Source organism: Piscinibacter gummiphilus (genome assembly GCF_032681285.1).
GTDB lineage: Bacteria > Pseudomonadota > Gammaproteobacteria > Burkholderiales > Burkholderiaceae_C > Rhizobacter > Rhizobacter gummiphilus_A.
In genome coordinates this window covers 4,791,374-4,812,604 of record NZ_CP136336.1, presented here as the reverse complement: position 1 = coordinate 4,812,604, position 21,231 = coordinate 4,791,374, and the positions used below count along the sequence as shown (strand labels likewise).

Here is a 21,231-nt window from a genome sequence, read left to right as displayed (position 1 = left end):
CTGCGCCGCAAATCGACGAGGAGGTGTCGTGACCGAGCACTGGGACTTCTATCCACTGCGTGTGGACAACAAGCCAGCCTCCACCTTCGTGGACCTCGGCATTGCCGAGTCGGCGCCGCTGGCCCATTTGCCGCACATGGCCTATGTGCGGCTCCACATGAACGACCCGCGGCCCGATGGCCTGTCGAGCCGGGAGGAGTTCGATGCGCTGGTGCGAGTCGAAGACGCCTTGCAGCAGGCGCTGTGCAACGAAGGCGTGGGCTACGTCGGCCGCTGCACCACGAACGCCTGTCGCGACTTCTACTTCTACATCGCCAACGCGCAAGGCTGGGACGCGAGGGTGCAGCAGGCGATGGACGGCATCGACGACGAGTACGAGTTCTCGTGCGGTACACGGCCCGATGCCGACTGGTCGGTGTACTTCAACTTCCTGTCACCGGGCGAGGAGGATCGCCAGTGCATGGAGAACCGCCAGGTTTGTGCCGCGCTCGAACGGCATGGCGACACGCTCACGATCGCGCGCGAGATCGACCACTGGGCCTACTTCTCGAGCGACGAGCGCATGCGCGCGTATGTGGCCGAGGTGGCCACCCAGGGCTTTCAACTCCGTGTGGCCCGGGACGATGTGGAAGGCGAACGCAGCCACTGCGCCCAGGTGTGGCGCATCGACGTGCCCGCCTACGACGAGATCGACAAGGTGACCCTGGCGCTCTTCGATGCGGCGCGGCGGCACGATGGCGACTACGACGGCTGGGAGTGCCCGGTCGAAGCAGAGGCACAAGACAGGAGCGAAGCATGACCCCCGAACCGATCCGCGAAGCCCTGGGTGGCGTCATCCGGCATTTCGAGCAGCACCCCGAGCTCGGCCCCACGACCGATTCCACCGCGGTGGCCACATGGCAAGGTGGCCTGCGCTTCGAGACTGCCGGCCCGAACGGGGCCACGCTCGTGAGCGAGATGCCCAAAGCCGTGGGCGGTGGCGGCGGCGCGCCGACACCCGGCTGGCTGCTGCGCGCGGCGCTGGCCAATTGCAATGCGTCGATGATCGCGCTGCGGGCTGCGCAGAGCGGCATCGCGCTCACGCGGCTCGAGGTCACCGTCGACAGCGATTCCAACGATCGCGGCATGCTGGGCTTGGCCGATGACATGCCACCCGGGCCGCTGGCGGTGCGCGTCAAGGTGCGCCTGGCGGCCGAGGGTGCCTCCGCGGCACAGCTGCGCGAGCTGGTCGACTGGGCCGAGCGGCATTCGCCGGTGGCCGATGCGCTGCGGCGCGTGGTGCCATTGAGCACGGCGGTCGAGATCGGCTGAGGCCTGCCACATGGCCGAGATCGAAAGCTTCGGCGGCTGCCTGTGCGGCGCGGTGCGTTACCGCGTCATCGGTGCGCCGACGAGCAGCAGCACCTGCCACTGCCGCAGCTGCCGGCTGGCGAGCGGCGCCTCGCCGGTGGCGTGGGTCGTCTTCCCCGTCGATCGCTACGCCTTGCTGAGCGGCGCGCTGACGACACGCCGCTCCACACCGCCCGTGCAGCGCAGCTTCTGCTCCCGCTGCGGCACCCCCATCGCCTACCAGCACGACGACGCGCTGCACGAGATCGAGCTCACGACCGCCACGCTCGACGAGCCCGAGCGCTTCCCGCCCACGCACGAGATCTGGCTCATGGACAAACTCTCGTGGGCGATGGCCGACCCACGTTTGCCTCAGCACCACCGCGACCTGCCGTGAAGTTCGCTGCCTTCCTGCGCAACGTGAACCTCGGCCGGCCCGGCGCACCGACGAAGGCGCAGCTCGAAGAGGCCTTCACCGGCGCGGGTGGGCGTCACGCGCAATCGTTCCAGACCAACGGCACCCTGGTGTTCGAAGCGGCGTCGCTCGTCGCGGCCGAGCGTGTCTTGCGCAAGGCGCTCAAGCTGCTTGCGGCCTCGTGCGATCTCGCGGAGCCCGCCTGCGTGCGCTCGCTTGACGAGCTGGTGCCGCTTGCCAGTGCGCAGGAGTTCGACGACTACGACCGAGACGAGGTCTACGAGTTTGTGCTCTCGTTCGCCTGCCAGCGCAACACGGCGCTGGACGGCGAGCTCCCGCTCGACAACGCGCAGGGCAACGTGCGCATCCTCGCGCTCAAGGATGGCAACGCGCTCGCCATCAGCTGGAAACTCGGTGCCAGCCCGGGCAGCCCCAATCTCTTTCTGGAAAAGACGACCGGCCAGCCATGGACGAGCCGTGCCATCGGCACGCTGCAGCGGCTCGTGGCCAAGCACGGCCCTGAGACGTATCCGTCGCGTTAGCATCCCGGCCAGGCCATTGGAAGCCCTGACGGGCGTTCGCACCCCTAGGTCACCGGCGCCGGGTTGAAGAGCACCAGCGCGTTGTGAAGCTTCCACCGCTCGGCCCAGGTCTTCTTGCGGCCGCTCGCCACGTCGAGCATGAGGTGGAAAAGCTCCCAGCCCAGGTCTTCGATGCTCGCCTCGCCATCGGCGATGCGGCCGGCGTTCACGTCCATCAGGTCGTGCCAGCGGCGCGCGAGCTCGCTGCGCGTGGCGACTTTGATCACCGGGCATTCGGCCAGGCCGTAAGGCGTGCCGCGGCCGGTGGTGAAGACGTGCAGGTTCATGCCGGCGGCGAGCTGCAGCGTGCCGCAGATGAAATCGCTCGCGGGTGTGGCGGCGTAGACGAGGCCCTTCTGGGTGAGCTTCTCGCCGGGAGACAACACGCCGCTGATCGGCGAGCTGCCACTCTTGACGATGGAGCCCATCGCCTTCTCGACGATGTTGGACAGGCCACCGGCCTTGTTGCCCGGCGTGGTGTTGGCGCTGCGGTCGACGCTACCGCGCTTCAGGTAGGCGTCGTACCAGGCCATCTCGCGGATCATCGCGTCGGCCACTTCGGGCGTGGCGGCGCGCGAGGTGAGCTGGGCGATGCCGTCGCGCACCTCGGTGTTCTCGCTGAACATCACCGTCGCACCGGCACGCACCAGTAGGTCGGTGCAAAAGCCAACCGCCGGGTTGGCGGTCACGCCGCTGAAGGCATCGCTGCCGCCGCATTGCACGCCGACCACGAGTTCGCTGGCCGGCACCGTCTCGCGCTGTCGTGCGTTGAGCTTCTGCAGGTGGCGCTCGGCGGTGGCCATGATGTCGTCGATCATGGACATGAAGCCGATGTGTGCTTCGTCTTGCAGGCACACCACGTCAAGCGGCTCGGCTTCCGCACGCTCGTCGACGATGGCAAACGTGCCGGGTGGCAGCAGTCGTTCGGGCTGCAGCTTCTCGCAGCCCAGGCTCACCACCATCACCTCGCCGCCGAAGTTGGGGTTGCGGCTGATGTTGCGCAGCGTGCGGATGGGGATCACCGCATCGGGCGCGTCGATCGCCACGCCGCACCCGTAGGTGTGCTCCAGGCCGACCACGTCGTCGACGTTCGGGTACTTCGGCAACAGCTCGGCCTTGATGCGCTGGACCGCGAAATCGAGCACGCCGGCCACGCACTGCACGGTGGTCGTGATGCCGAGGATGTTGCGCGTGCCCACCGAACCGTCGGCGTTGCGGTAGCCCTCGAAGGTGTAGCCCGCGAGCGGCTCGGCCGGGGCCGGCTTCACCGTCGCCTTGGGCAGACCTTCGAGCGAGCGTGCTTCGGGCATCTGCAGCAAGCGCTCGTGCACCCAGCTGCCGGCGGGTATGTCTTTGGCCGCGCGGCCGATGGGCACGTCGTATCGGCGCACCTCGTCGCCGGCCTTGAGGTCGACGAGCGCGACCTTGTGGCCCTGCGGCACCTTGTCGACGAGCACCAGGCCCGAGGGCAGCACCGTGCCCGCCGGCAGGCCGCCGTCGTTGGCGACGATGGCCACGTTGTCGTGGCCGTGCATGGTGATGAGGAGCGGGGATCTCATGGCAACCTCAATCGAGTTTGACCTTGCCTTCCTTGGCCACGCGCGTCCATTTCGCAATCTCGGCCTTGCTGAAGGCGGCGAACTGCTCGGGCGTGTTGGCGGTGTGCACGAGGCCCAGGCCGTCGAGCCGCGCCTTCACGTCGGGCATCACGAGGATCTTCTCGATTTCGGTGTTGAGCTTGTTGACGATGGCGGGTGGCGTGCCGGCCGGCGCATAGAAGGCCTGCCAGCTCGCCACGTCGAAGCCCGCGACGCCGGCTTCCTGCAGCGTGGGCGTGTCAGGCAGCGCTGCGCTTCGCTTGGACGAGGTCACGGCCAGCGCACGCACCTTGCCCGACTGGATGTGCGGTGCGGCGACCGTCACCGTCTCGAAGCTCATCGGCACCTGGCCGCCGATCACGTCTTGAATGGCCGGGGCGCTGCCCTTGTAGGGCACGTGTGTCACGTCGGCGCCGGCCAGCAGCTTGAAGAGTTCGCCCGACATGTGCTGCGAGCTGCCTTGCCCGGCCGAGGCGAAGCTGAGGCTGCCCGGCGACTTCTTCGCGGCGGCGATCACGTCGGCCACGTTCTTGTAGGGCTGCGTCGCGCCGACCAGCAGCACGTTGGAAATGCTGCCGAGCAGGATGACCTGCGAGAAATCGGTGAGCGCGTTGTAGGGCATCTTGGGCTGCAGCGCCGGGTTGATGGCGTGGCTGGCAATGGTGCCCAGCAGCAGCGTGTAGCCATCGGCCGGCGACTTGGCCACCGCGTCGGCACCGATCACGCCGCCGGCGCCGGCCTTGTTTTCCACCAGCACCGTCTGCTTGAGCGCGGCCTGCAGCTTGTCGCCGATGAGGCGCGCGAGCACGTCACTCGTGCCGCCGGCCGCGAAGGGCACGACGATGCGGATGGGCTTGGCGGGCCACGCGTCTTGCGCGAGGGCGAGCGGGGCATGAAGCAGCGCGAGAGAGGCGAGCAGCAGGTGGCGGCGGTGCATGAAAGTCTCCTTCTGATGAGCGCCGGCCCGGGGCGGAGGCCGGCGCGGGGTCGTCTTACCAGGCCATGCGGATGCCCGCCTGGAAGACGCGGTTCTCGGCGATGTAGTCCTTCAGGTCGCCCGTCGAGAACGATACGCCCGAGTAGAGGAACGTGCTCTTCGACAGGGTGTACCAGCCCATCAGCGCGGCCTTGCCGAGCGTGGCGTTTGCTCCGGCGGCGTTCTCGTACTTCACGCCCGAGTAGTTGGCGCCGAAGGTGAAGCGGTCGACCGGCACCTGCACGCCGATGCTGTAGCCATTGATCTCGTACGCAGTGAAGGCCGGGCCGCTGTAGGTCACGAGCAGGTTGTTGCCGGTGAAGGCGCCGTTGCCGGCGCCGAGGGCCAGGTCCTGGTTCATCTGGATGCCGCCGAGCAGCTTCACCGGGCCGAAGTTGTAGTTGGCGCCGAAGGTGAAGGACTTGTTGGTGTCCTCTCCGGTGGTGCGCGACTTGTTCCACTCGTAGGAGGCGGCGATGTTGAAGGGGCCGCTGCCGAAGCCGAGCTTCACGCCGTGAAAGCGGTCGGCGCTGCCTTCGCCCGGCGCCACTTGCAGCGTGCCGGTGAAGCCGCCGAGGTTGGGCGTGGCGAGCTGGACCACATTGTTGGCGCGCGGGGCATTCAGCCAGAAGGGCAGGTTGCGGCCGGCGTTGGTGCTGGCGGTGCCCTGGTTGGCCACCGAGCCGTTGCCGTAGGGGTTGGTGAGGCCCATCACCGAGTCGGACAGGATGTACTGGCGGCCCACGCGCAGCTCGCCGAGCGAGGCCTGCGACAGGCCGACGAACACCTGCCGGCCGAAGGCCAGGCCTCCCTGGCCGAGGGCGCCGGTGTCGGCGCTGAGGCCGCTTTCCAGCACCGCATTGGCCTTCAGGCCGCCGCCCAGGTCTTCGCTCACGCGCACGCCCCAGCGCGAGCCGTTGAGGCCGTTGACGACGCCGTCGTTCATCTTCCACACGTTGCCGGCGCCCGAGGCGCTGCCGGCCTTGTAGTGGTCGACGGCGAGGTCGACCAGGCCATAGAGCACGACGCTCGATTGCGCCTGCGCGCCGCCGGCGGCCAGCAGCACGGCGGCGGCCAGCAGGCCGATCCTGAAGGTGGGTGCGTTCATCTGAAATTTCCTCGACATGGGTGTTGTGAGTGGCCCGTTGGACGTTTTGGGCAAAGGTCTGCCCCGCCCGGGCGCTGGAGCCATCGCGCCCGGGGTGCTGAAGACAAGGAGGGGAGGGCGGCGCGGCGCTCAGCCGTGCCGGTTCAAGGCGCGCGCCGCCTGCGGCGCGAGTCGGGTGCGGGGGTGGTGCTTCACGGCCGTGGCCTCAGGTGAGCGACAGGGCTTCGACCCAGTTCGGGTTGCGCCCCGCGGCGTGCTCGGCGGTGGGTGTGAGCGCGCCGGTGGCGGTGTCGATGCGGTAGACGCTGAGCCGGTGCGACACCTGCCCCGCGGCGATGAGGAAGCGGCCCGATGGTGTGATGGCGAAGCCGCGCGGTTGGGCCTGGGTTGGGGTGTGGCCGAGCGGCGTGAGATCGCCGCTCGTGGCGTCGACCGCGAAGGTGGCGAGCGTGCTCGAGCGGCGCTCGCTGGTGTAGAGGAATCGGCCGTCGGGCGTGAAGCGCAGCTCCGAGGCCCAGGGCTCGCCGCTGAAGCCGGGTGGCAGCGTGTTCAGCGTCTGCTGGGGGGTGAGCGTGCCGCGCGTGCGGTCGAGGGCCAGCACGTCGAGGCTCGCATCGAGTTCGTTGAGCAGCACGGCGAACGCTGCGCTCGGATGGAGGGCAAGGTGGCGTGGGCCGGCTTCCGGGCGCATCGCAAGCGGGTAAGGCTCGTTGGGCGAGAGCACGCCGGTGTCGGCGTCGAAGCGGAACTGCAGCACATGACCACCGCCGAGCGACGTGGCGAGCACATGCCGGTTGCCGGGCAGAGCGCGGATGCAGTGCGCCTTCGGAGCGGTCGGGATTTGCTGCGTCGAGGGTCTCGGCCTGCCATCGGCGCCGATCGGGTTGACCGCCACGATGTTGCCGCCGTACGAGGCGCTGAAGAGCCAGCGGCCCGTCTCGTCGGTGGACAGGTAGGCCATGCTGTCGGGCAGCGGCGCCTCGCCGATCTTGGCCAAGCGGCCACTCTCGCGGTCGATGCCGAAGGCCACGACCGCGATTGGCTCGCTGCGGCGTGCCGCGTAGAGGAAGCGCTGGTCGGGGCTGATGGCCAGCGGCATCACCGTGCCGCCGACCTCGGCGGTCTGCAGCGTGGTGAGGGCGCCGGTCGATTCGTCCAGCGACAACACCGAGATGTCGCCGCTGTCGGCGTTGCTGACGTAGATCACCGTGCCCATGACGTGCTCACTTGAGGATCAGGTTGGGCAGCCACATCGCGAAGCCCGGCACGTAGGTCACGAGCATCAGCGCGAAGATCAGCGCGCCGTAGAAGGGCCAGATCGTCTTCATCACCGTGCCCACCGAGACCTCGCCGATGGTGCAGCCCACGAACTGCGTGGTGCCCACCGGCGGTGTGTTGAGGCCGAGCGCGCAGTTGATCAGCATCACGATGCCGAACTGCTCGGTCGTCATGCCGTACTGCTGGCAGATGGGCAGGAAGATCGGCGTGCAGATGAGGATCGTCGCCGCCATGTCGAGGAATGTGCCCAGCACGAAGAGGATGATGTTCACCCAGAGGAAGATCACCCACGGCGAGCTCGTCATCGAAGCGAGTGCCTTGCCCGTCAGCTCGGCCACGCCGTAGAGGCCGATCAGGTAGCCGAACATCGAGCTGATGCCGATCAGCAGCAGCACGGTGCCGGTGGTCTTCACCGCCTTCGCGGCAGCCTTCAGGAACTGCTCGCGCGTGAGGCGCTTGTAGACCAGGGCGGCGAGGAAGAGCGCCCACACCACCGCGACAGACGCCGACTCGGTGGCGGTGAACGCGCCGGACAAGATGCCCGCGATGATGATCACCACCACGAGCAGCCCCGGCAGCGACAGCGCAAACGACTGCCCCACGATCGCCCAGCCGGGGAACTTGCCCGCGGGGTAACCGCGCTTCACGGCCACGAAATACGCCGCCGCCAGGTTGCACACCGTGAGGATGATCGCCGGCACGATGCCCGCGAGGATGAGTGCTGCGATGCTCACCTTGCCACTGGCTGCGAGCGTGAAGATGATGAGGTTGTGCGAGGTGGGCATCAGCGCGCCCACCAGCGACGCGTGCGTGGTCACGTTGACCGCGTAGTCGGCGTCGTAGCCTTCCTTCTTCATCTGAGGGATCAGCACCGCGCCCATCGCCGACACGTCGGCCACCGGCGAGCCGCTCACGCCACCGAAGAGCGTGCAGGCCAGCACATTGCTCATGCCCAGGCCGCCGCGCACATGGCCGGCCACGGCTTTCGCGAAGTCGATGATCTTGTCGGCGATGCCGCCGTACATCATGATTTCGCCGGCGAAGATGAAGAACGGGATCGCGAGGAACGAGAACGGGTTCATCCCCGAGATCATTTGCTGGAAGCCGACCGCGAGCGGCAGGCCTTCGTACAGGATGGTCGCGAGCGACGAGAGCCCGATGGAAAACGCCACCGGTACTCCGAGCAGCAGCAGTACCAGGAAGCTGACGCAGAGGATGGTCAATGCCATGACGGGACCACCTCTTCACCACGGACGAGCGCAATGATGTGCTCCACCGAGAACATCGCGACGAGCACGCCGGCCAGCGCGGGCGGGGCGTACTTGAAGGCCTCCGAGACCCCGAGCGTCGGGATCTTGTAGCCCGAGACGCTCTCGGCGAGCAGCCCGCAGTTCCACGCCATCAGCAAGCCGAAGATGAGCACCAGCACGTGGATCAGGAGTTCCATCTTGAGCCGCAGCCACTCGGGCGCGAGCGCGAGAAAGCTCTCCAGCCCGATGTGCCCCGCATCGCGCACGCCCACCGCCATGCCGAGCATGGTCACGTAGAGCACCAGCAGCACGGCCGAGCTCTCGGCCCAGGTGGGGGTGTCGTTGAAGATGTAGCGGCCGATCACCTGGTAGAGCACGGCGATGATCAGCAGCACGAGGCCGGCCACGCCCAGGCGCAGGCACAGCCGCGCGATGGCGGCGCAGAGGCGGGTGTACATGGAGGGGAGCTTTTCTCTTCGTCGTCGCGATCAGCCGGTCACTTCACTTCGCCGATGCGCTTGACCATGGCCTGAAGCTTCGGGTCGGTGAGGAACTTGTCGTACACCGGCTTCATGGCCGACTGGAACGAGGCCTTGTCCACCTCGATGATCTCGGCACCACCGGCCTTCACCGTGGCGAGTGACTTGGCCTCGCGCTCGTCCCACAGCTTGCGCATGTAGACCACCGACTCCTTGGCGGCGTCGCGGATGATCTTCTGCTCGTTGGGCGGCAGGGTGTCCCACACGCGCTTGGAGAAAAGCAGGATCTCGGGCGCCATCGAGTGCTCGGTCTTGTTGAAGTACTTGGCGACTTCGAAGTGGCGGCTGCTCTCGTAGCTGGGGTAGTTGTTCTCGGCGGCATCCACCAGGCCGGTCTTGAGCGCGGTGTAGACCTCGCCGAAGGGCATCGGGGTCGCATTCGCACCCATCGCGCCCATCAGCGCCACCCACAGGTCGCTCTGCTGCACGCGGATCTTCATGCCCTTGGTGTCGGCGATGCTCTTGACCGGCTTCTTCACCGAGTAGATCGAGCGCGAGCCCGAGTCGTAGAAGGCGAGGCCGATGAAACCTTGTGCTTCGCAGTCCTTCAGGATCTCGTCGCCGATGGCGCCGTCGAGCACCTTGCGCATGTGCTCCGTGGAGCGGAAGAGAAAGGGCATGGTCGGCACCATGGTGGCCGGGCAGATGTTGTTCATCGGCGCCACGTTCACGCGCGTCATCGCGAGTGCGCCGAGCTTGGTCTGCTCGATGGTGTCCTTCTCGGCGCCGAGGGCCGACTTGGCGAACACCTTCACCGTGTGTTTGCCGTTGGTCGCCTTGGCGATGGTCTCGCCCATGTGGCGCACGGCCAGCACGGTCGGGTAGTCCTCGGGGTGGATGTCGGACGAGCGGAATTCGGTAGCGTTCGCGGCACCGAGGGCGACCAGCGCGGCCAGTGCGATCAGTTTCTTCATCTCATGTCTCCTGGTGGAAAGTGGGCTCAGGGGTTTGTGGTGCTCATTCGAACGGGCCGGTGCGCGTGAACGCTCCGCCTTGGTAGATGACCGCGGGGTCGCTCGGGTCGAGCGTGGGGTGACGCGCTTCGACGGCGGCACGGAAGGTGTCGCTGCTGTCCTGCGGGCGGTAGCCGATGTGGCGGGCCAGCGTGTTGTCCCACCAGGAGGTGGCGTTGTCGCTCATGCCGTAGACGATCGAATGGCCCACCACCGGGGCGGTGAGGCTCGCCATCACCAGGCGCTCGAGGTCGTCATAGCTCATCCAGGTGGCCAGCATGCGGCGGTCTTTCGGCTCCGGGAAGGAGGAGCCGATGCGCAGGCACACGGTCTCGATGCCGAAGCGGTCCCAGTAGTAGCGCGAGAGGTTCTCGCCGTAGGCCTTGGAGATGCCGTAGTGGCCGTCGGGGCGCAGCGGGGCGTTGGCGTCGATCACCTCGTCCTGGCGGTAGAAGCCGGTCACGTGGTTGGAGCTGGCGAAGACGATGCGCTTCACGCCCTGCTTGCGCGCGGCTTCGTAGAGGTTGTAGGTGCCAACGATGTTGGCCTGCAGGATGAGGTCGAAGGGCTGCTCGGTCGAGACGCCGCCCAGGTGCACCACCGCGTCGACGCCTTCCAGCAGCGCGAGCATCGCCTCGCGGTCTTCCAGCCGGGCGGGGCGCAGCTCCTCGCCGGCGGCGGCCGTGCCGAGGTCGGTGATGTCGGACAGGCGCAGCGTGTCGCAATAGGCCTTCAGTCGCCCCCGCAACTCGCGGCCCAGGCCTCCGGCCGCGCCGGTCATCAGCAAACGGGAAAAGCGCAGGGGCGTAGCGGCAGCGGGCATGGCGGTCGGTTGAAGTCGGGCGTCAAAAACTCATCGGAGGCCATCGAGGCCAGGCCAGCGGCAACGCCAGACACGCCACCGGCTGGTGTTGTAGGTTGTCGTACAACAGCGCGATCCTCCTAGATGGACGAGTCCCGTGACAGCGGGCTAACCCTGATTCCTCGGGATGCCCCGGTGCTTGGAGGGGTCACCTCTTGGCGGGGAGTCGTGATGAATCGCACACTCCGCCGCTCAGTCATACGATGACTGACAACAGAAGTTCAACCCACAGAGGAGACAACCCATGCAACGAAGGATGTTCGTGATGTCCAGCCTGGCGCCGGTGGCGCTGACCGCCTGCGGCGGTGGCGAGGACGCAGCCCAGACGGTGGCCGCCACCGATGGCGAGCGCGCTGAAGCCCTGCAGGCGCCAGCCACCCCCACGCCACCCGCCACCGGCACCCACGCCGCGGCGCTCGACGCGATGAAACGCGCCGCGAAGTTCATGAACGAGACCGTGTCGTACCGCGGCGGCTATGTGTGGCAGTACCTGCCCGATTTCTCCACCGTGTGGGGCGAGATGGAGGCCAAGCGCACGATGTGCTGGATCCAGCCGCCCGGCACGCCGACCGCGGGCCATGCGTTCCTCGACGCGTACCACGCGACCGGGTCGGAATACTTCTACGAGGCCGCCCACCGCACCGCGCGTGCGCTGGTCGAAGCGCAGCATCCGGCCGGCGGCTGGAACTACATCTACGACTTCGCGGGCGAACGCTCGCTGCGCCAGTGGTACACGACCATCGGCGCCAATGGCTGGCGCCTGGAAGAGTTCCAGCACTACTACGGCAACGCGACCTTCGACGATGCAGGCACCGCGGTGTCGTCGCAGTTCCTGCTGCGCATGTACCTCGAGAAGCGCGACCCGCGCTTCCTGGTGCCGGTGCTGAAGGCGATCGGCTTCGTGCTGGCGGCGCAGTTCAAGGGCGGCGTGGCCGATGGCGGCTGGCCGCAGCGCTGGCCGGTGAACCCGAACGCGATCTCCTCGACGCCGCAGCCCAACCCGCAGCAGCTGCCGCCGGGCTCGTGGGCCGGCATGGAAGACGGCGACTACACCACCATGGTCACCTTCAACGACGACGTGGCCGGCGAGAACATCAAGTTCCTGCTGATGTGCGTGGTGGGCCTGGGCGCGACGCACCTCGTGCCTTTCATCCACCGCGCCATGGAGTGCCTGCGCCGCCTGCAGCAGCCCGGCCCGCAGGCCGGCTGGGGCCTGCAGCACCTGGCGACCGATCGCAACGGCCGTCCCGCCGGTGCACCCGCCGCAGCGCGCAGCTACGAGCCTCGCGGCCTCGCGACGCACACCACGCAGACCAACGTGCAGCAGCTCTTCAACTACTTCCGCCTCACCGGCGACCGCAAGTACCTCGCGCGTGTGCCCGAGGCGCTCGACTGGCTGGAGACCTGCAAGCTCACGCCCCAGCAGATCGCCGACAACCCGCTGCTCGCCGGCCGCACGCACCCGACCTACATCGAGCTCGGCACCAACGTCGGCCGCTTCGTGCACCGCTATGGCTCCAACATCTGGAACGGCGCCTACTACTTCAACCACGACCACCGCAACACGCTGAGCCACTACTCGCAAGGTCGCAACATCAACATCGCCGGCATGCGCGCGACCTACGAGCAGCTCAACGCGATGACCGATGCGCAGATCACCGACCTCGTGGCCCGCTCGCCGCTGCACAACAAGAAGCCGCGTGCGCTGCCGAAGTACTACTCCATCCGCGAGGTCGACTTCGCTGACCTCTACGAAGGCGCGGTGATGACGACGCCAGCGGTGACCGAAGCACAGGCGCAGGCGGTGGTCGACGATCTCGGTACCAAGAACCACTGGCTCACCCGCCTGCCGCAGGTCACCAACGCATACAAGGGCAACGGCCCGTCGACACCGCACCTGGGCAACGAGTACATGAGCAAGCACGTGGGCGATGTGTACGACACCTCGCCCTACGACGCGGCCGACCCGCCGCGCATCGACCCCTATGTGGTGAAGGAGCAGCCGCTGGGCATCTCCACCGCCAACTGGGTGTCGAACATGGGGCGGCTGATCGCCTACGTGTCGCCGGTGACGGCATCGGTGTGAGGGCGTTCTGAGGGTCGGCCCGGCACCACCGCGTGCCGGGCCGCGCTACATTTCTGTCGTCATACAACCAGCTCCGCCTTCCGAATGAACCTGCCCGCCGCGGCCAGCAAGCGCTCCAAACCTCGCAACCTGGCGATGGATCTCGTCGACGCCCTGACCGAGCAGGTGCGCGGCGGTGCGCTCGAGATCGGCGCCAAGCTGCCGACCGAGGCGGCCATCATGGAAACCTTCGGCGTGAGCCGCACCGTGGTGCGCGAGGCCTTGTCGAAGCTGCAGGCCTCGGGCGTGGTGCAGACGCGCCACGGCATCGGCACCTTCGTGGTCGGCCTCGGCGATGCGAGCGCCTTCCGCATCGGCCCCGAGCAGCTGGCCACGCTGCGCGACGTGATCGCGGTGCTGGAGCTGCGCATCGGTGTCGAGACCGAGGCGGCGGCCCTCGCTGCGCAACGCCGCACCGAGGCCAACCTCACGGTGATGCGCCAGGCGCTCGACGAGTTCGGCGCCGCGGTCGAGGCGGGCCGCGATGCGGTGGCGGCCGACTTCACCTTCCACTCCGAGCTGGCGAAGGCCACGCAGAACCCGCGCTATGCCGACCTGATCGGCGCGCTCGGCATCACCGCCATTCCGCGGGTACGCCTGCAGCCCGAGCGCTCCGAAGACGCCGAGCGCCTCGAGTACCTGCGGCGCGTGCACCGCGAGCACGAGAGCATCTTCGAAGCCATCGCCACGCAAGACGCCGAAGCGGCGCGCGCGGCGATGCGCACCCATCTCACCAACAGCCGCGAGCGCCGTCGCCGCGCGGCCGCGATGGCCGCCAGCGGCTGAATCGCACGCACGCCGCGGGCCCGCGCTCGCACATGTGCGGGCTCCGGAAGGGGCCTTGTGGGCACTACGGATTGCGGCAAATCGACCCTAGTTGTACGATGACATACAACAAAGGCGACATTGCCGCTCATCCGAAGGAGACGTCCATGCTCAAGCAACTCTGGGTCGCTGCGTTGTTCGCGGCCTCGTCCACCGGCGCACTGGCCCAGGCCTGGCCCGACAAGCCGCTGCGCATCGTGGTGCCGTACCCGCCCGGCGGCTCGTCCGACATCATTGCCCGCGCCGTCAGCCAGCCGCTGTCGGAGGCGCTCAAGCAGACCGTCATCGTCGAGAACAAGCCTGGCGCCAACGGCAACACCGGCACCGACTTCGTCGCCAAGAGCACCGACGGCCACACGCTGCTGCTGTGCGACGTGGGCGCTCTGGCCATCTCGCCCTCGGTCTATCTGAAGCTCCCGTTCGATCCGTCGAAGGACCTAAAGGGCGTGAGCATGCTGGCGTACTCGCCGCACCTGCTGGTGGTGAACCCGTCGGTGAAGGCCGGCAACCTGAAGGAGCTTGTCGCGCTCTCGCAGAAGGAGAAGATCGACTTCGCCGTCACCGCGATGGGCAGCGCCCCGCACCTCGCGGGTGTGGCGGTCGAGAAAGCGACCAAGGCCAAGTGGGAGTACATCCCGTACAAGGGCGGCTCGCAGGCGGTGGCCGACACGGTCGCCGGCCAGACGCATGTGGTGATGAACGGCATGCTGGCCACGCTGCCCTTCGTGCAGTCGGGCAAGCTGAAGGTGCTGGGCGTGTCGAAGAAGACGCGCGTGCCGCTCCTGCCCGATGTGCCGACGATCGCCGAGCAGGGCGTCGCGGGTTTCGAGTCGGGCACCTGGCAGGGCGTGCTGATGCCGGCGTCCACGCCACCCGCGGTGGTATCGCGCGTGGCTGCCGAGTTGGCGCGCATCATCCAGTCGCCCGAGATCCAGCAGCGCCTGGCCTCGCAAGGCGCCGAAGTGGCGGTGATCGCCCCGGCCGACTTCGGCCCCTTCTTCGAGCGCGAGCGCGCCAAATGGGCCAAGGTGGTGGCCGAAGGCAAGGTCACGATCGACTGAGCCGCTTCATCACGAACACACGAGACAACCCACAAGGACACCCATGAGAGAGAACCGCCTGCGCACGATGTGGAAGAACGGCGAAGCGGCCGTCAATGGCTGGCTCGCCATCCCCAACAGCTTCTCGGCCGAGACCATGGCCCACCAGGGCTGGGACACGCTCACCATCGACCTCCAGCACGGCGTGGTCGACTACCAGGCGATGGTCGGCATGCTGCAGGCCATCTCCACCACGCCCACCGTGCCCGTGGTGCGGGTGCCCTGGCTCGAGCCCGGCATCCTGATGAAGACGCTCGACGCCGGCGCCTACGGCGTGATCTGCCCGATGGTGAGCACGCGTGAAGACGCGCAGAAGCTCGTGGCCTACACCAGCTACGCGCCCCGGGGCACGCGCAGCTTCGGGCCGATCCGTGCGCTGCTGTACGGCGGCGCCGACTACCCGCAATACGCCAACGACACCATCGTGCGCTTCGCGATGATCGAGACGGCACAGGCGCTAGACAACCTCGACGACATCCTGAGCGTGGAAGGTCTCGATGCCATCTACATCGGCCCGTCGGACCTGTCGCTCGCGCTCGGCTGCAAGCCCACCTTCGACGAGGTCGACCCGAAGGCCGCGCAGGCCATCGACCACATCCTCGCGCGGGCCAAGCACCACGGGGTGGTCGCCGGCATCCACAACGGCGCACCCGAGGCAGCGCTGGCGCGCATCGCCAAGGGCTTCCAGTTCGTGACCGTCGGCTCCGATGCGCGGCTCATGGCCGCCGGGGCGCAGGCCGTGGTCGGCAAGATGAAGGCGGGCCGGACGCCGGGCGATGCCGGCTCGGGCTCCTACTGATCTGATTTCGAGGACTGTGAAATGAAAGTTGGATTCATCGGCCTGGGCATCATGGGCGCGCCCATGTGCGGCCATCTCATCGCCGCGGGCCACGAGCTCTTCGTGCACACGCGCAGCAAGGCGCCGGCCGAGATCGCCGAGAAGGCGATCAGCTGCCCCGATGCGGCGACGGTCGCGCAATCGGCCGAGGTCGTGATCCTGATGCTGCCCGACACGCCTGACGTGGAGAAGGTCCTGTTCGGCGAGAAGGGCGTGGCCGCGGGTCTTTCCAAGGGCAAGGTCGTCGTCGACATGAGCTCGATCTCGCCGATGGAGACGAAGGCGTTCGCCAAGAAGATCGAAGCGCTGGGCTGCGACTATGTGGACGCGCCGGTGTCGGGCGGCGAAGTCGGCGCCAAGGCCGCCTCGCTCACCATCATGTGCGGTGGCAAGGAGAGTGCCTTCGAACGCGTGAAGCCGCTCTTCGAGAAGATGGGCAAGAACATCACGCTCGTCGGCGGCGTGGGCGACGGCCAGACGACGAAGGTGGCCAACCAGATCATCGTGGCGCTCAACATCGCCGCCGTGAGCGAGGCGCTCGTCTTCGCCAGCAAGGCGGGCGCCGATCCGGCCAAGGTCCGCCAGGCGCTGATGGGAGGCTTCGCGGCCAGCCGGATCCTCGAGGTGCATGGCGAGCGCATGATCAAGCGCACGTTCAACCCGGGCTTTCGCATCGGGCTGCACCAGAAGGATCTGAACCTTGCGCTGCAGGGCGCACGCACGCTGGGCGTTGCGCTGCCGCAGACGGCGGGTGCGGCGCAACTGATGCAGGCCGTGGCCGCGCACGGTGGCGGCGAACTCGACCATTCGGCGCTCGTGAAAGCCCTGGAGCTGATGGCCGATCACCCGGTGATGCCCGACGCCTGATGAGGTTCAGAATCTCCGCATGAGCCTCGACCCTCGCGCGTTCCTCCGCTCGCTGTTCGACGCCGCCATCGCCGCGGCGCAGCCCGAGCGTGTGATCGCGCCGCACCTGCCGCCGCCGCCGAAAGGCCGCACGGTCGTGATCGGTGCGGGCAAGGCGGGTGGGGCGATGGCTGCGGCCGTCGACGCGCTGTGGCCGGCCGACGAACCTTTGTCGGGGCTGGTGGTCACGCGCTACGACCATGTGCCGCCGGCCTACAAGGCGCAGCCCGGCCGCATCGAGGTCGTCGAGGCGGCGCACCCAGTGCCCGATGAAGCGGGTGCGCAGGCGGCGCGCCGCATCGCGGCCCTCACGCAGGGCCTCACCGCCGACGACCTGGTGCTGTGCCTCATCTCGGGTGGCGGCTCGGCGCTGCTCAGCATGCCGGCCGAAGGGCTGACGCTCGAAGACAAGCAGCGCATCAACCAGGCCCTGCTCAAGAGCGGCGCCAACATCACCGAGATGAACTGCGTGCGCAAGCACCTGTCGGCGATCAAGGGCGGCCGGCTGGCGGCGATGTGTGCCCCGGCGCAGGTGGTATCGCTGCTCATCTCCGACGTGCCGGGCGACGACCCGAGCGTGATCGCGAGCGGCCCCACGGTGGCCGACCCCAGCACCTGCCGCGAGGCGCTCGGCATCCTGCAGCGTTATCGCATCGAGGTGCCACCCGCGGCCGCGGCCGGACTGCGCACCGGCGCGTTCGAAACGCCCAAGCCCGGTGACGAGCGGCTCGCGCGCAACACGCTGGCCATGATCGCCACGCCGCAGGCCAGCCTGCAGGCGGCCGCGCAGGCGGCACGCGCGGCCGGCATTGCCGCGCATGTGCTGAGCGACGAGATCGAGGGCGAGTCGCGCGAGGTCGGCAAGGTGCATGCGGCGCTCGCGCGTGCGGTGGCGCGTCGCCATGAGCCCTTTGCCAAGCCCTGCGTCATCCTGAGCGGCGGCGAGACCACCGTCACCGTCGACAAGAATGCGCGCGGCCGCGGTGGCCGGGCCACCGAGTTCCTGCTCGGCTGTGCGGTCGCGCTGCAGGGCGAGCCCGGGGTGTGGGTGCTGGCAGGCGACACCGATGGCATCGACGGCATCGAAAGCAATGCCGGCGCGATCGTCACGCCCGACACACTGGCGCGGGCGATGGCCCTGGGCCGCAAGCCCGACGAGTACCTCGCGTCGCACGATGCGTGGAGTTTCTTCTCGGGGTTGAACGATCTGGTGGTGACGGGCCCGACCTACACCAACGTCAACGATTTCCGCGCGCTGCTGATCCTGTAGCCGGCGCGGGTTTGCAATCGGTCACAAAACCGTTCTCGGTTCGCGATTGCAGTGAACCTGTGCCGCGTTGTGCACTCCATAGGGGGTCGGGGCTCCCGCTCGACGCCTGTTGCTGCCTCGTGGAATGAGTGTGGTCACTAGCGTTGGTCGACTGCGTCGTGTCTGCGGCAAACGGTGTGCGCAGGCAATGACCCGAGCATGGCAGGGCATTTGATCGGATTGGTGCTGCCAAGGGCTGCGGCCCTCCCTACACTAGCCAGCGCAGGGAGGTTCACCTAAGAAGCATTTGGAACCTCATGAAAACCAGAGACGTCGTTATCTTTTCGGGCAAGCGCTTCAAAGTCCCCCAGGGCATTCAGCGCATCGATCACCGTGCCACGCACGGCTGGCAACTCCGCTACGGCGGCACCAAGCTCTTCTCTGACGGCACCACCGATGGCAGCGGCGCCGCAGCCTCGCTGAAGGCGGCCACCGAAGAGTTGCTCAAGCGCATTGCGAAACTGCCTGCACCCTCGCGCCTGCAACGCAAGCCGAGCGAGAACAAGACCACCGACCTGCCCGTCGGCATCTCCGGGCCCATCGTGCGGCAACGCCCCGGGGCCAAGGTGCGCGAGTGCAACCTGTCGGTGTCCTTGCCGCGCTATGGCATGGTGCCCCGCCGCAGCACGATCTACATCGGCAACGAGAACACCTACACCGTGCAGCGGTTCGAAGATGCCTTGGCGCGTGCGATCAAGCTGCGTGAAGACGCTGAAGCCACGTATCGCCGCGATGCCACGCGGGCCAAGCGGGCCGATGCGCAGCGGCTGGCGGAGAAGCAGCGCCCGCGTCGCTCGGCCTGAGCGAAAGCTCTCCCCGTCAGCCCGCCCCGGGCTGCTGCGAGTCTTCGAACGCCGCGCGATAACCACCGAGCGGCGCGTGGTCGCTCAGGCGCGCCTTCATGGAGTCGATCCAGTCGGGCGGCGTCTGCGGCTCGTCGCGCGCCGCCACACGCAGCGCCGCGAGGATGCCGGCTGCCGCCAGCAGGTACAGCACCAGCGCCGGCAGCAGCACCTCGGCCATCGAGCGGCTGTGGTTCCAGCTGCGCGCCACGCCGAGAAAGGCGCAGTACAGCCAGAGCGTGTTCGACAAGGCCACCGGCAGCGCCACGCTCAGGTGGTCGCGCCAGGTCCAGCCCGACACGCGGTGCGGCCTGGCCAGGCGCGGGAAGGTGATGCGATGGAGCACGAAGGCATTCACGCAGAGCAGCGCCACCAGCAGCATCTTGGCCTGCAGTTTCGGGTTGTCGAAATAGTTGGGTGAGGCCGCCTGGCCCAGCAGGATCGAGCCCGCCCCCGACACGCACAGCACGATGAGCGCGATGGCGATCACCTGCCGCTCGAAGCGCCGCGGCGGCCGGATGATGCAGCGATAGCGCGCCATCTTGGCCAGGAGCCGCAGGTCGGTCGTGAGGATGAGCCCGAGCGCGAGGCAGGTGGCCATCAGGTGGGCGTAGCTGAGCAGCAGTTTGTCCATGTCCCTGAAAAATGCATGCTTGTGCAGATCGGAGTATCCAGCGCACCGATCTGGGGGTGGAGAGGGCTTACACGGTCTCTTCGCCAGAACGTCAAGCAGATGTCATTCCTCTTGTGGCCGGCGGGCGCTTCGCATAGAAACGAGCGCTTCCGATGAAAAGCGAAAAGCAACCAGGCGCGTATCGAGCGCAAATTCTTTCGTTTCGGTTGCGTTTTCATATTCATGCGCCGCAGAGGCCGTCCACCACAGGAGACCATCCGATGATCCAGTCCCGCCGCCACCACCTCATCGCCCTGGCCAGCCTTGGCGCGCTCGGCCTGCCCGGCTGCGGCACGCTGCGCTCGGCCCCCGAGCCGACCTTCACCTTGCCGATGTCGGATGGCACGCCGCTCTTCGTGCGCCGCTGGCTGGCGGTGAGCGGCACGCCCAAGGGCGTGGTGCAGGTCATCCACGGCGCGGCCGAGCACAGCGCCCGTTATGACCGTGTCGCGAAGCACCTCAACCGCGACGGCTGGCTCGTCTATGCCGACGACCACCGCGGCCATGCCAACACCCGCGTGCGCACCAAGGCGCTGGGCGACGCCGGCCCCGACGCGTGGAACAAGTTCGTGAGCGACGAGAAAGCGCTCACCGACCACATCAAGCAGCAGCATCCGGGCCTCAAGGTCTTCCTGCTCGGTCACAGCATGGGCTCGTTCATCGCGCAGGACTACGTGCAGCGCTACGGCAACGCCGTGGCCGGCGTGGTGCTCTCGGGCAGCAACGGCGTGCTCGCCAACGCCGACCAGACGGTGGCCGCGGTGCGCGACCTGGCGAAGAAAGACCCGCTCGGCCCCTCGCCGGTGTTTGCCTCGGTGTTCGAGTCGTTCAACAAGCCCTTCACCGGCAAGCCCGGCTTCGAATGGCTGAGCCGCGACGCGGCCGAAGTGAAGAAATACACCGACGACCCGACCTGCGGCTTCGCGTTCAGCAACGAACTCGTGGCCGACTTCTTCACCGGCCTGCGCGACATCTGGAACCCGGCCAACGAAGCGCGCATCCCGAAGGGCATGCCGATCTATGTGGTCTCGGGCGACCAGGACCCGGTGGGCGGCAACACCGCCGGCCTCAAGATCCTGCTGGCCAACTACCAGCGCTACGGCCTCACCGACGTGCAGCACAAGTTCTACCCTGGGGCGCGGCACGAGATCCTGAACGAGACCAACCGCGAGGAGGTCGAGCGCGACATCATCGCGTGGCTCAACGCCAGGCGCGGCTGAGCCGTCAGGGTTGAGGTTTGTGTATCGTCGGCCGCATGCAGGAAGACACCCGATACGCACCCCCCACCGCCACGCTGCGGGACCCGGAGGCCGAGCGCCTCGTGACCGAACGCCCGGCGCAGGTGCGCTGGGCGTCGGTGCTGCTGTGGCTGAGTTTCACGCTCGGCTGCGCGCTCTCGGTCTACGAACTGGGCACGCGGGGCGACACGTCGGAGCACGCGCCGGCGGTCGACGCAGTGGTGGCCGGCATCACTTTCGGCGCGCTGGCCCTGTCGGCCTGGCTCAACGTGATGATCTACCGCGGCCACAACTGGGCGCGCATCTTCTACCTGGTTCTCACGCTCGTGTCGCTGGCGCTGCTGCTGGTGCCGGGAGAGGAGGGCGCGGTGCTCACGCTCACCGAGAAGATCGCCTATGCGGTGTCGTCGCTGCTCGACGTGAGCGCGATGGTGCTGGTCTTCACCCGGCCGGGCGCGCTCTGGTTCAAGCGAAAGCGTTGAATGC

The 21,231-nt window shown here is 67.7% G+C and carries 22 protein-coding genes; 13 read left to right on the top strand and 9 right to left on the bottom strand.

The features are described 5' to 3' along the window. The first annotated feature begins 28 nt into the window (after positions 1–28). From RXV79_RS22615 to RXV79_RS22600, 4 genes are read left to right on the top strand one after another with little or no spacing between them, the layout of a single operon-like run. Positions 29–799, top strand: a complete 771-nt coding sequence (locus RXV79_RS22615) for a DUF695 domain-containing protein (protein ID WP_316700348.1) — start codon at positions 29–31, stop codon at positions 797–799. After that, positions 796–1,311 carry an OsmC family protein gene (locus tag RXV79_RS22610; protein WP_316700347.1) on the top strand — a complete coding sequence of 172 codons (516 nt, stop codon included), beginning with the start codon at positions 796–798 and terminating at the stop codon, positions 1,309–1,311. Before RXV79_RS22615 ends, RXV79_RS22610 begins: the two co-directional genes overlap by 4 nt. Before the next feature lie 10 nt (positions 1,312–1,321). Then, positions 1,322–1,726, top strand: coding sequence for a GFA family protein (locus RXV79_RS22605; protein ID WP_316700346.1), 405 nt, complete (start codon positions 1,322–1,324; stop codon positions 1,724–1,726). Further along, positions 1,723–2,286 carry a DUF1697 domain-containing protein gene (locus tag RXV79_RS22600; RefSeq protein ID WP_316700345.1) on the top strand — a complete coding sequence of 188 codons (564 nt, stop codon included), beginning with the start codon at positions 1,723–1,725 and terminating at the stop codon, positions 2,284–2,286. The genes RXV79_RS22605 and RXV79_RS22600 overlap by 4 nt, the downstream gene beginning before the upstream one ends. A 44-nt stretch (positions 2,287–2,330) precedes the next feature. Here the strand turns inward: RXV79_RS22600 and garD are convergent, their stop codons facing one another. The 8 genes from garD to RXV79_RS22560 form a co-directional block, all read right to left on the bottom strand. Next, positions 2,331–3,884, bottom strand: coding sequence for a galactarate dehydratase (garD, locus tag RXV79_RS22595; protein WP_316700344.1), 1,554 nt, complete (start codon positions 3,882–3,884; stop codon positions 2,331–2,333). A 7-nt stretch (positions 3,885–3,891) separates the two neighbouring features. Further along, a complete protein-coding gene (locus tag RXV79_RS22590; RefSeq protein WP_316700343.1) occupies positions 3,892–4,860 on the bottom strand; it encodes a tripartite tricarboxylate transporter substrate binding protein in 969 nt (322 codons plus the stop codon). 55 nt (positions 4,861–4,915) lie between these two features. Beyond that, entirely contained in the window at positions 4,916–6,007 is a 1,092-nt protein-coding gene (locus RXV79_RS22585) for a porin (protein ID WP_316700342.1), read from the bottom strand. A gap of 205 nt (positions 6,008–6,212) precedes the next feature. After that, on the bottom strand, positions 6,213–7,223 hold the full coding sequence (locus RXV79_RS22580; protein ID WP_316700341.1) for a lactonase family protein: 1,011 nt from the start codon (positions 7,221–7,223) through the stop codon (positions 6,213–6,215). Positions 7,224–7,230: 7 nt separating this feature from the next. After that, positions 7,231–8,514, bottom strand: coding sequence for a TRAP transporter large permease (locus RXV79_RS22575; RefSeq protein WP_296727044.1), 1,284 nt, complete (start codon positions 8,512–8,514; stop codon positions 7,231–7,233). Next, positions 8,505–8,993, bottom strand: coding sequence for a TRAP transporter small permease (locus tag RXV79_RS22570; RefSeq protein ID WP_316700340.1), 489 nt, complete (start codon positions 8,991–8,993; stop codon positions 8,505–8,507). Before RXV79_RS22570 ends, RXV79_RS22575 begins: the two co-directional genes overlap by 10 nt. 38 nt (positions 8,994–9,031) lie before the next feature. Next, the gene (locus RXV79_RS22565; RefSeq protein ID WP_316700339.1) at positions 9,032–9,988 is read right to left on the bottom strand and encodes a TRAP transporter substrate-binding protein; all 957 of its coding nucleotides are present in this window, start codon (positions 9,986–9,988) and stop codon (positions 9,032–9,034) included. A gap of 43 nt (positions 9,989–10,031) precedes the next feature. Beyond that, the gene (locus RXV79_RS22560; RefSeq protein WP_316700338.1) at positions 10,032–10,850 is read right to left on the bottom strand and encodes an NAD-dependent epimerase/dehydratase family protein; all 819 of its coding nucleotides are present in this window, start codon (positions 10,848–10,850) and stop codon (positions 10,032–10,034) included. Between the two features lie 283 nt (positions 10,851–11,133). Between RXV79_RS22560 and RXV79_RS22555 the strand changes: the two genes are divergently transcribed. The 7 genes from RXV79_RS22555 (at position 11,134) to RXV79_RS22525 (ending at position 18,795) form a co-directional block, all read left to right on the top strand. Further along, the gene (locus RXV79_RS22555) at positions 11,134–12,975 is read left to right on the top strand and encodes a pectate lyase (RefSeq protein ID WP_316700337.1); all 1,842 of its coding nucleotides are present in this window, start codon (positions 11,134–11,136) and stop codon (positions 12,973–12,975) included. A gap of 84 nt (positions 12,976–13,059) precedes the next feature. After that, entirely contained in the window at positions 13,060–13,800 is a 741-nt protein-coding gene (locus RXV79_RS22550; protein ID WP_316700336.1) for a FadR/GntR family transcriptional regulator, read from the top strand. A 146-nt stretch (positions 13,801–13,946) separates the two neighbouring features. Continuing rightward, the gene (locus RXV79_RS22545) at positions 13,947–14,900 is read left to right on the top strand and encodes a Bug family tripartite tricarboxylate transporter substrate binding protein (protein WP_316700335.1); all 954 of its coding nucleotides are present in this window, start codon (positions 13,947–13,949) and stop codon (positions 14,898–14,900) included. A 43-nt stretch (positions 14,901–14,943) separates the two neighbouring features. After that, a complete protein-coding gene (locus tag RXV79_RS22540; RefSeq protein WP_316700334.1) occupies positions 14,944–15,738 on the top strand; it encodes an HpcH/HpaI aldolase family protein in 795 nt (264 codons plus the stop codon). Between the two features lie 21 nt (positions 15,739–15,759). Continuing rightward, complete coding sequence (locus RXV79_RS22535) at positions 15,760–16,644, top strand: 2-hydroxy-3-oxopropionate reductase (RefSeq protein ID WP_316700333.1); 885 nt, start codon at positions 15,760–15,762, stop codon at positions 16,642–16,644. Between the two features lie 19 nt (positions 16,645–16,663). Then, the gene (locus tag RXV79_RS22530) at positions 16,664–17,953 is read left to right on the top strand and encodes a glycerate kinase type-2 family protein (RefSeq protein WP_316700332.1); all 1,290 of its coding nucleotides are present in this window, start codon (positions 16,664–16,666) and stop codon (positions 17,951–17,953) included. A gap of 296 nt (positions 17,954–18,249) precedes the next feature. After that, positions 18,250–18,795 (top strand): hypothetical protein, encoded by a 546-nt coding sequence (locus tag RXV79_RS22525; protein ID WP_296727075.1) that lies wholly within the window; start codon positions 18,250–18,252, stop codon positions 18,793–18,795. A gap of 16 nt (positions 18,796–18,811) precedes the next feature. On the opposite strand, the gene RXV79_RS22520 is transcribed toward RXV79_RS22525, so the two are convergent. Beyond that, complete coding sequence (locus RXV79_RS22520; RefSeq protein WP_316700331.1) at positions 18,812–19,468, bottom strand: hypothetical protein; 657 nt, start codon at positions 19,466–19,468, stop codon at positions 18,812–18,814. Positions 19,469–19,728: 260 nt separating this feature from the next. On the opposite strand from RXV79_RS22520, the gene RXV79_RS22515 reads away from it, so the two are divergent. Continuing rightward, on the top strand, positions 19,729–20,727 hold the full coding sequence (locus RXV79_RS22515; RefSeq protein ID WP_316700330.1) for an alpha/beta hydrolase: 999 nt from the start codon (positions 19,729–19,731) through the stop codon (positions 20,725–20,727). Positions 20,728–20,762: 35 nt separating this feature from the next. Then, positions 20,763–21,227, top strand: coding sequence for a hypothetical protein (locus tag RXV79_RS22510; RefSeq protein WP_316700329.1), 465 nt, complete (start codon positions 20,763–20,765; stop codon positions 21,225–21,227). The last annotated feature ends 4 nt before the right edge of the window (positions 21,228–21,231 follow it).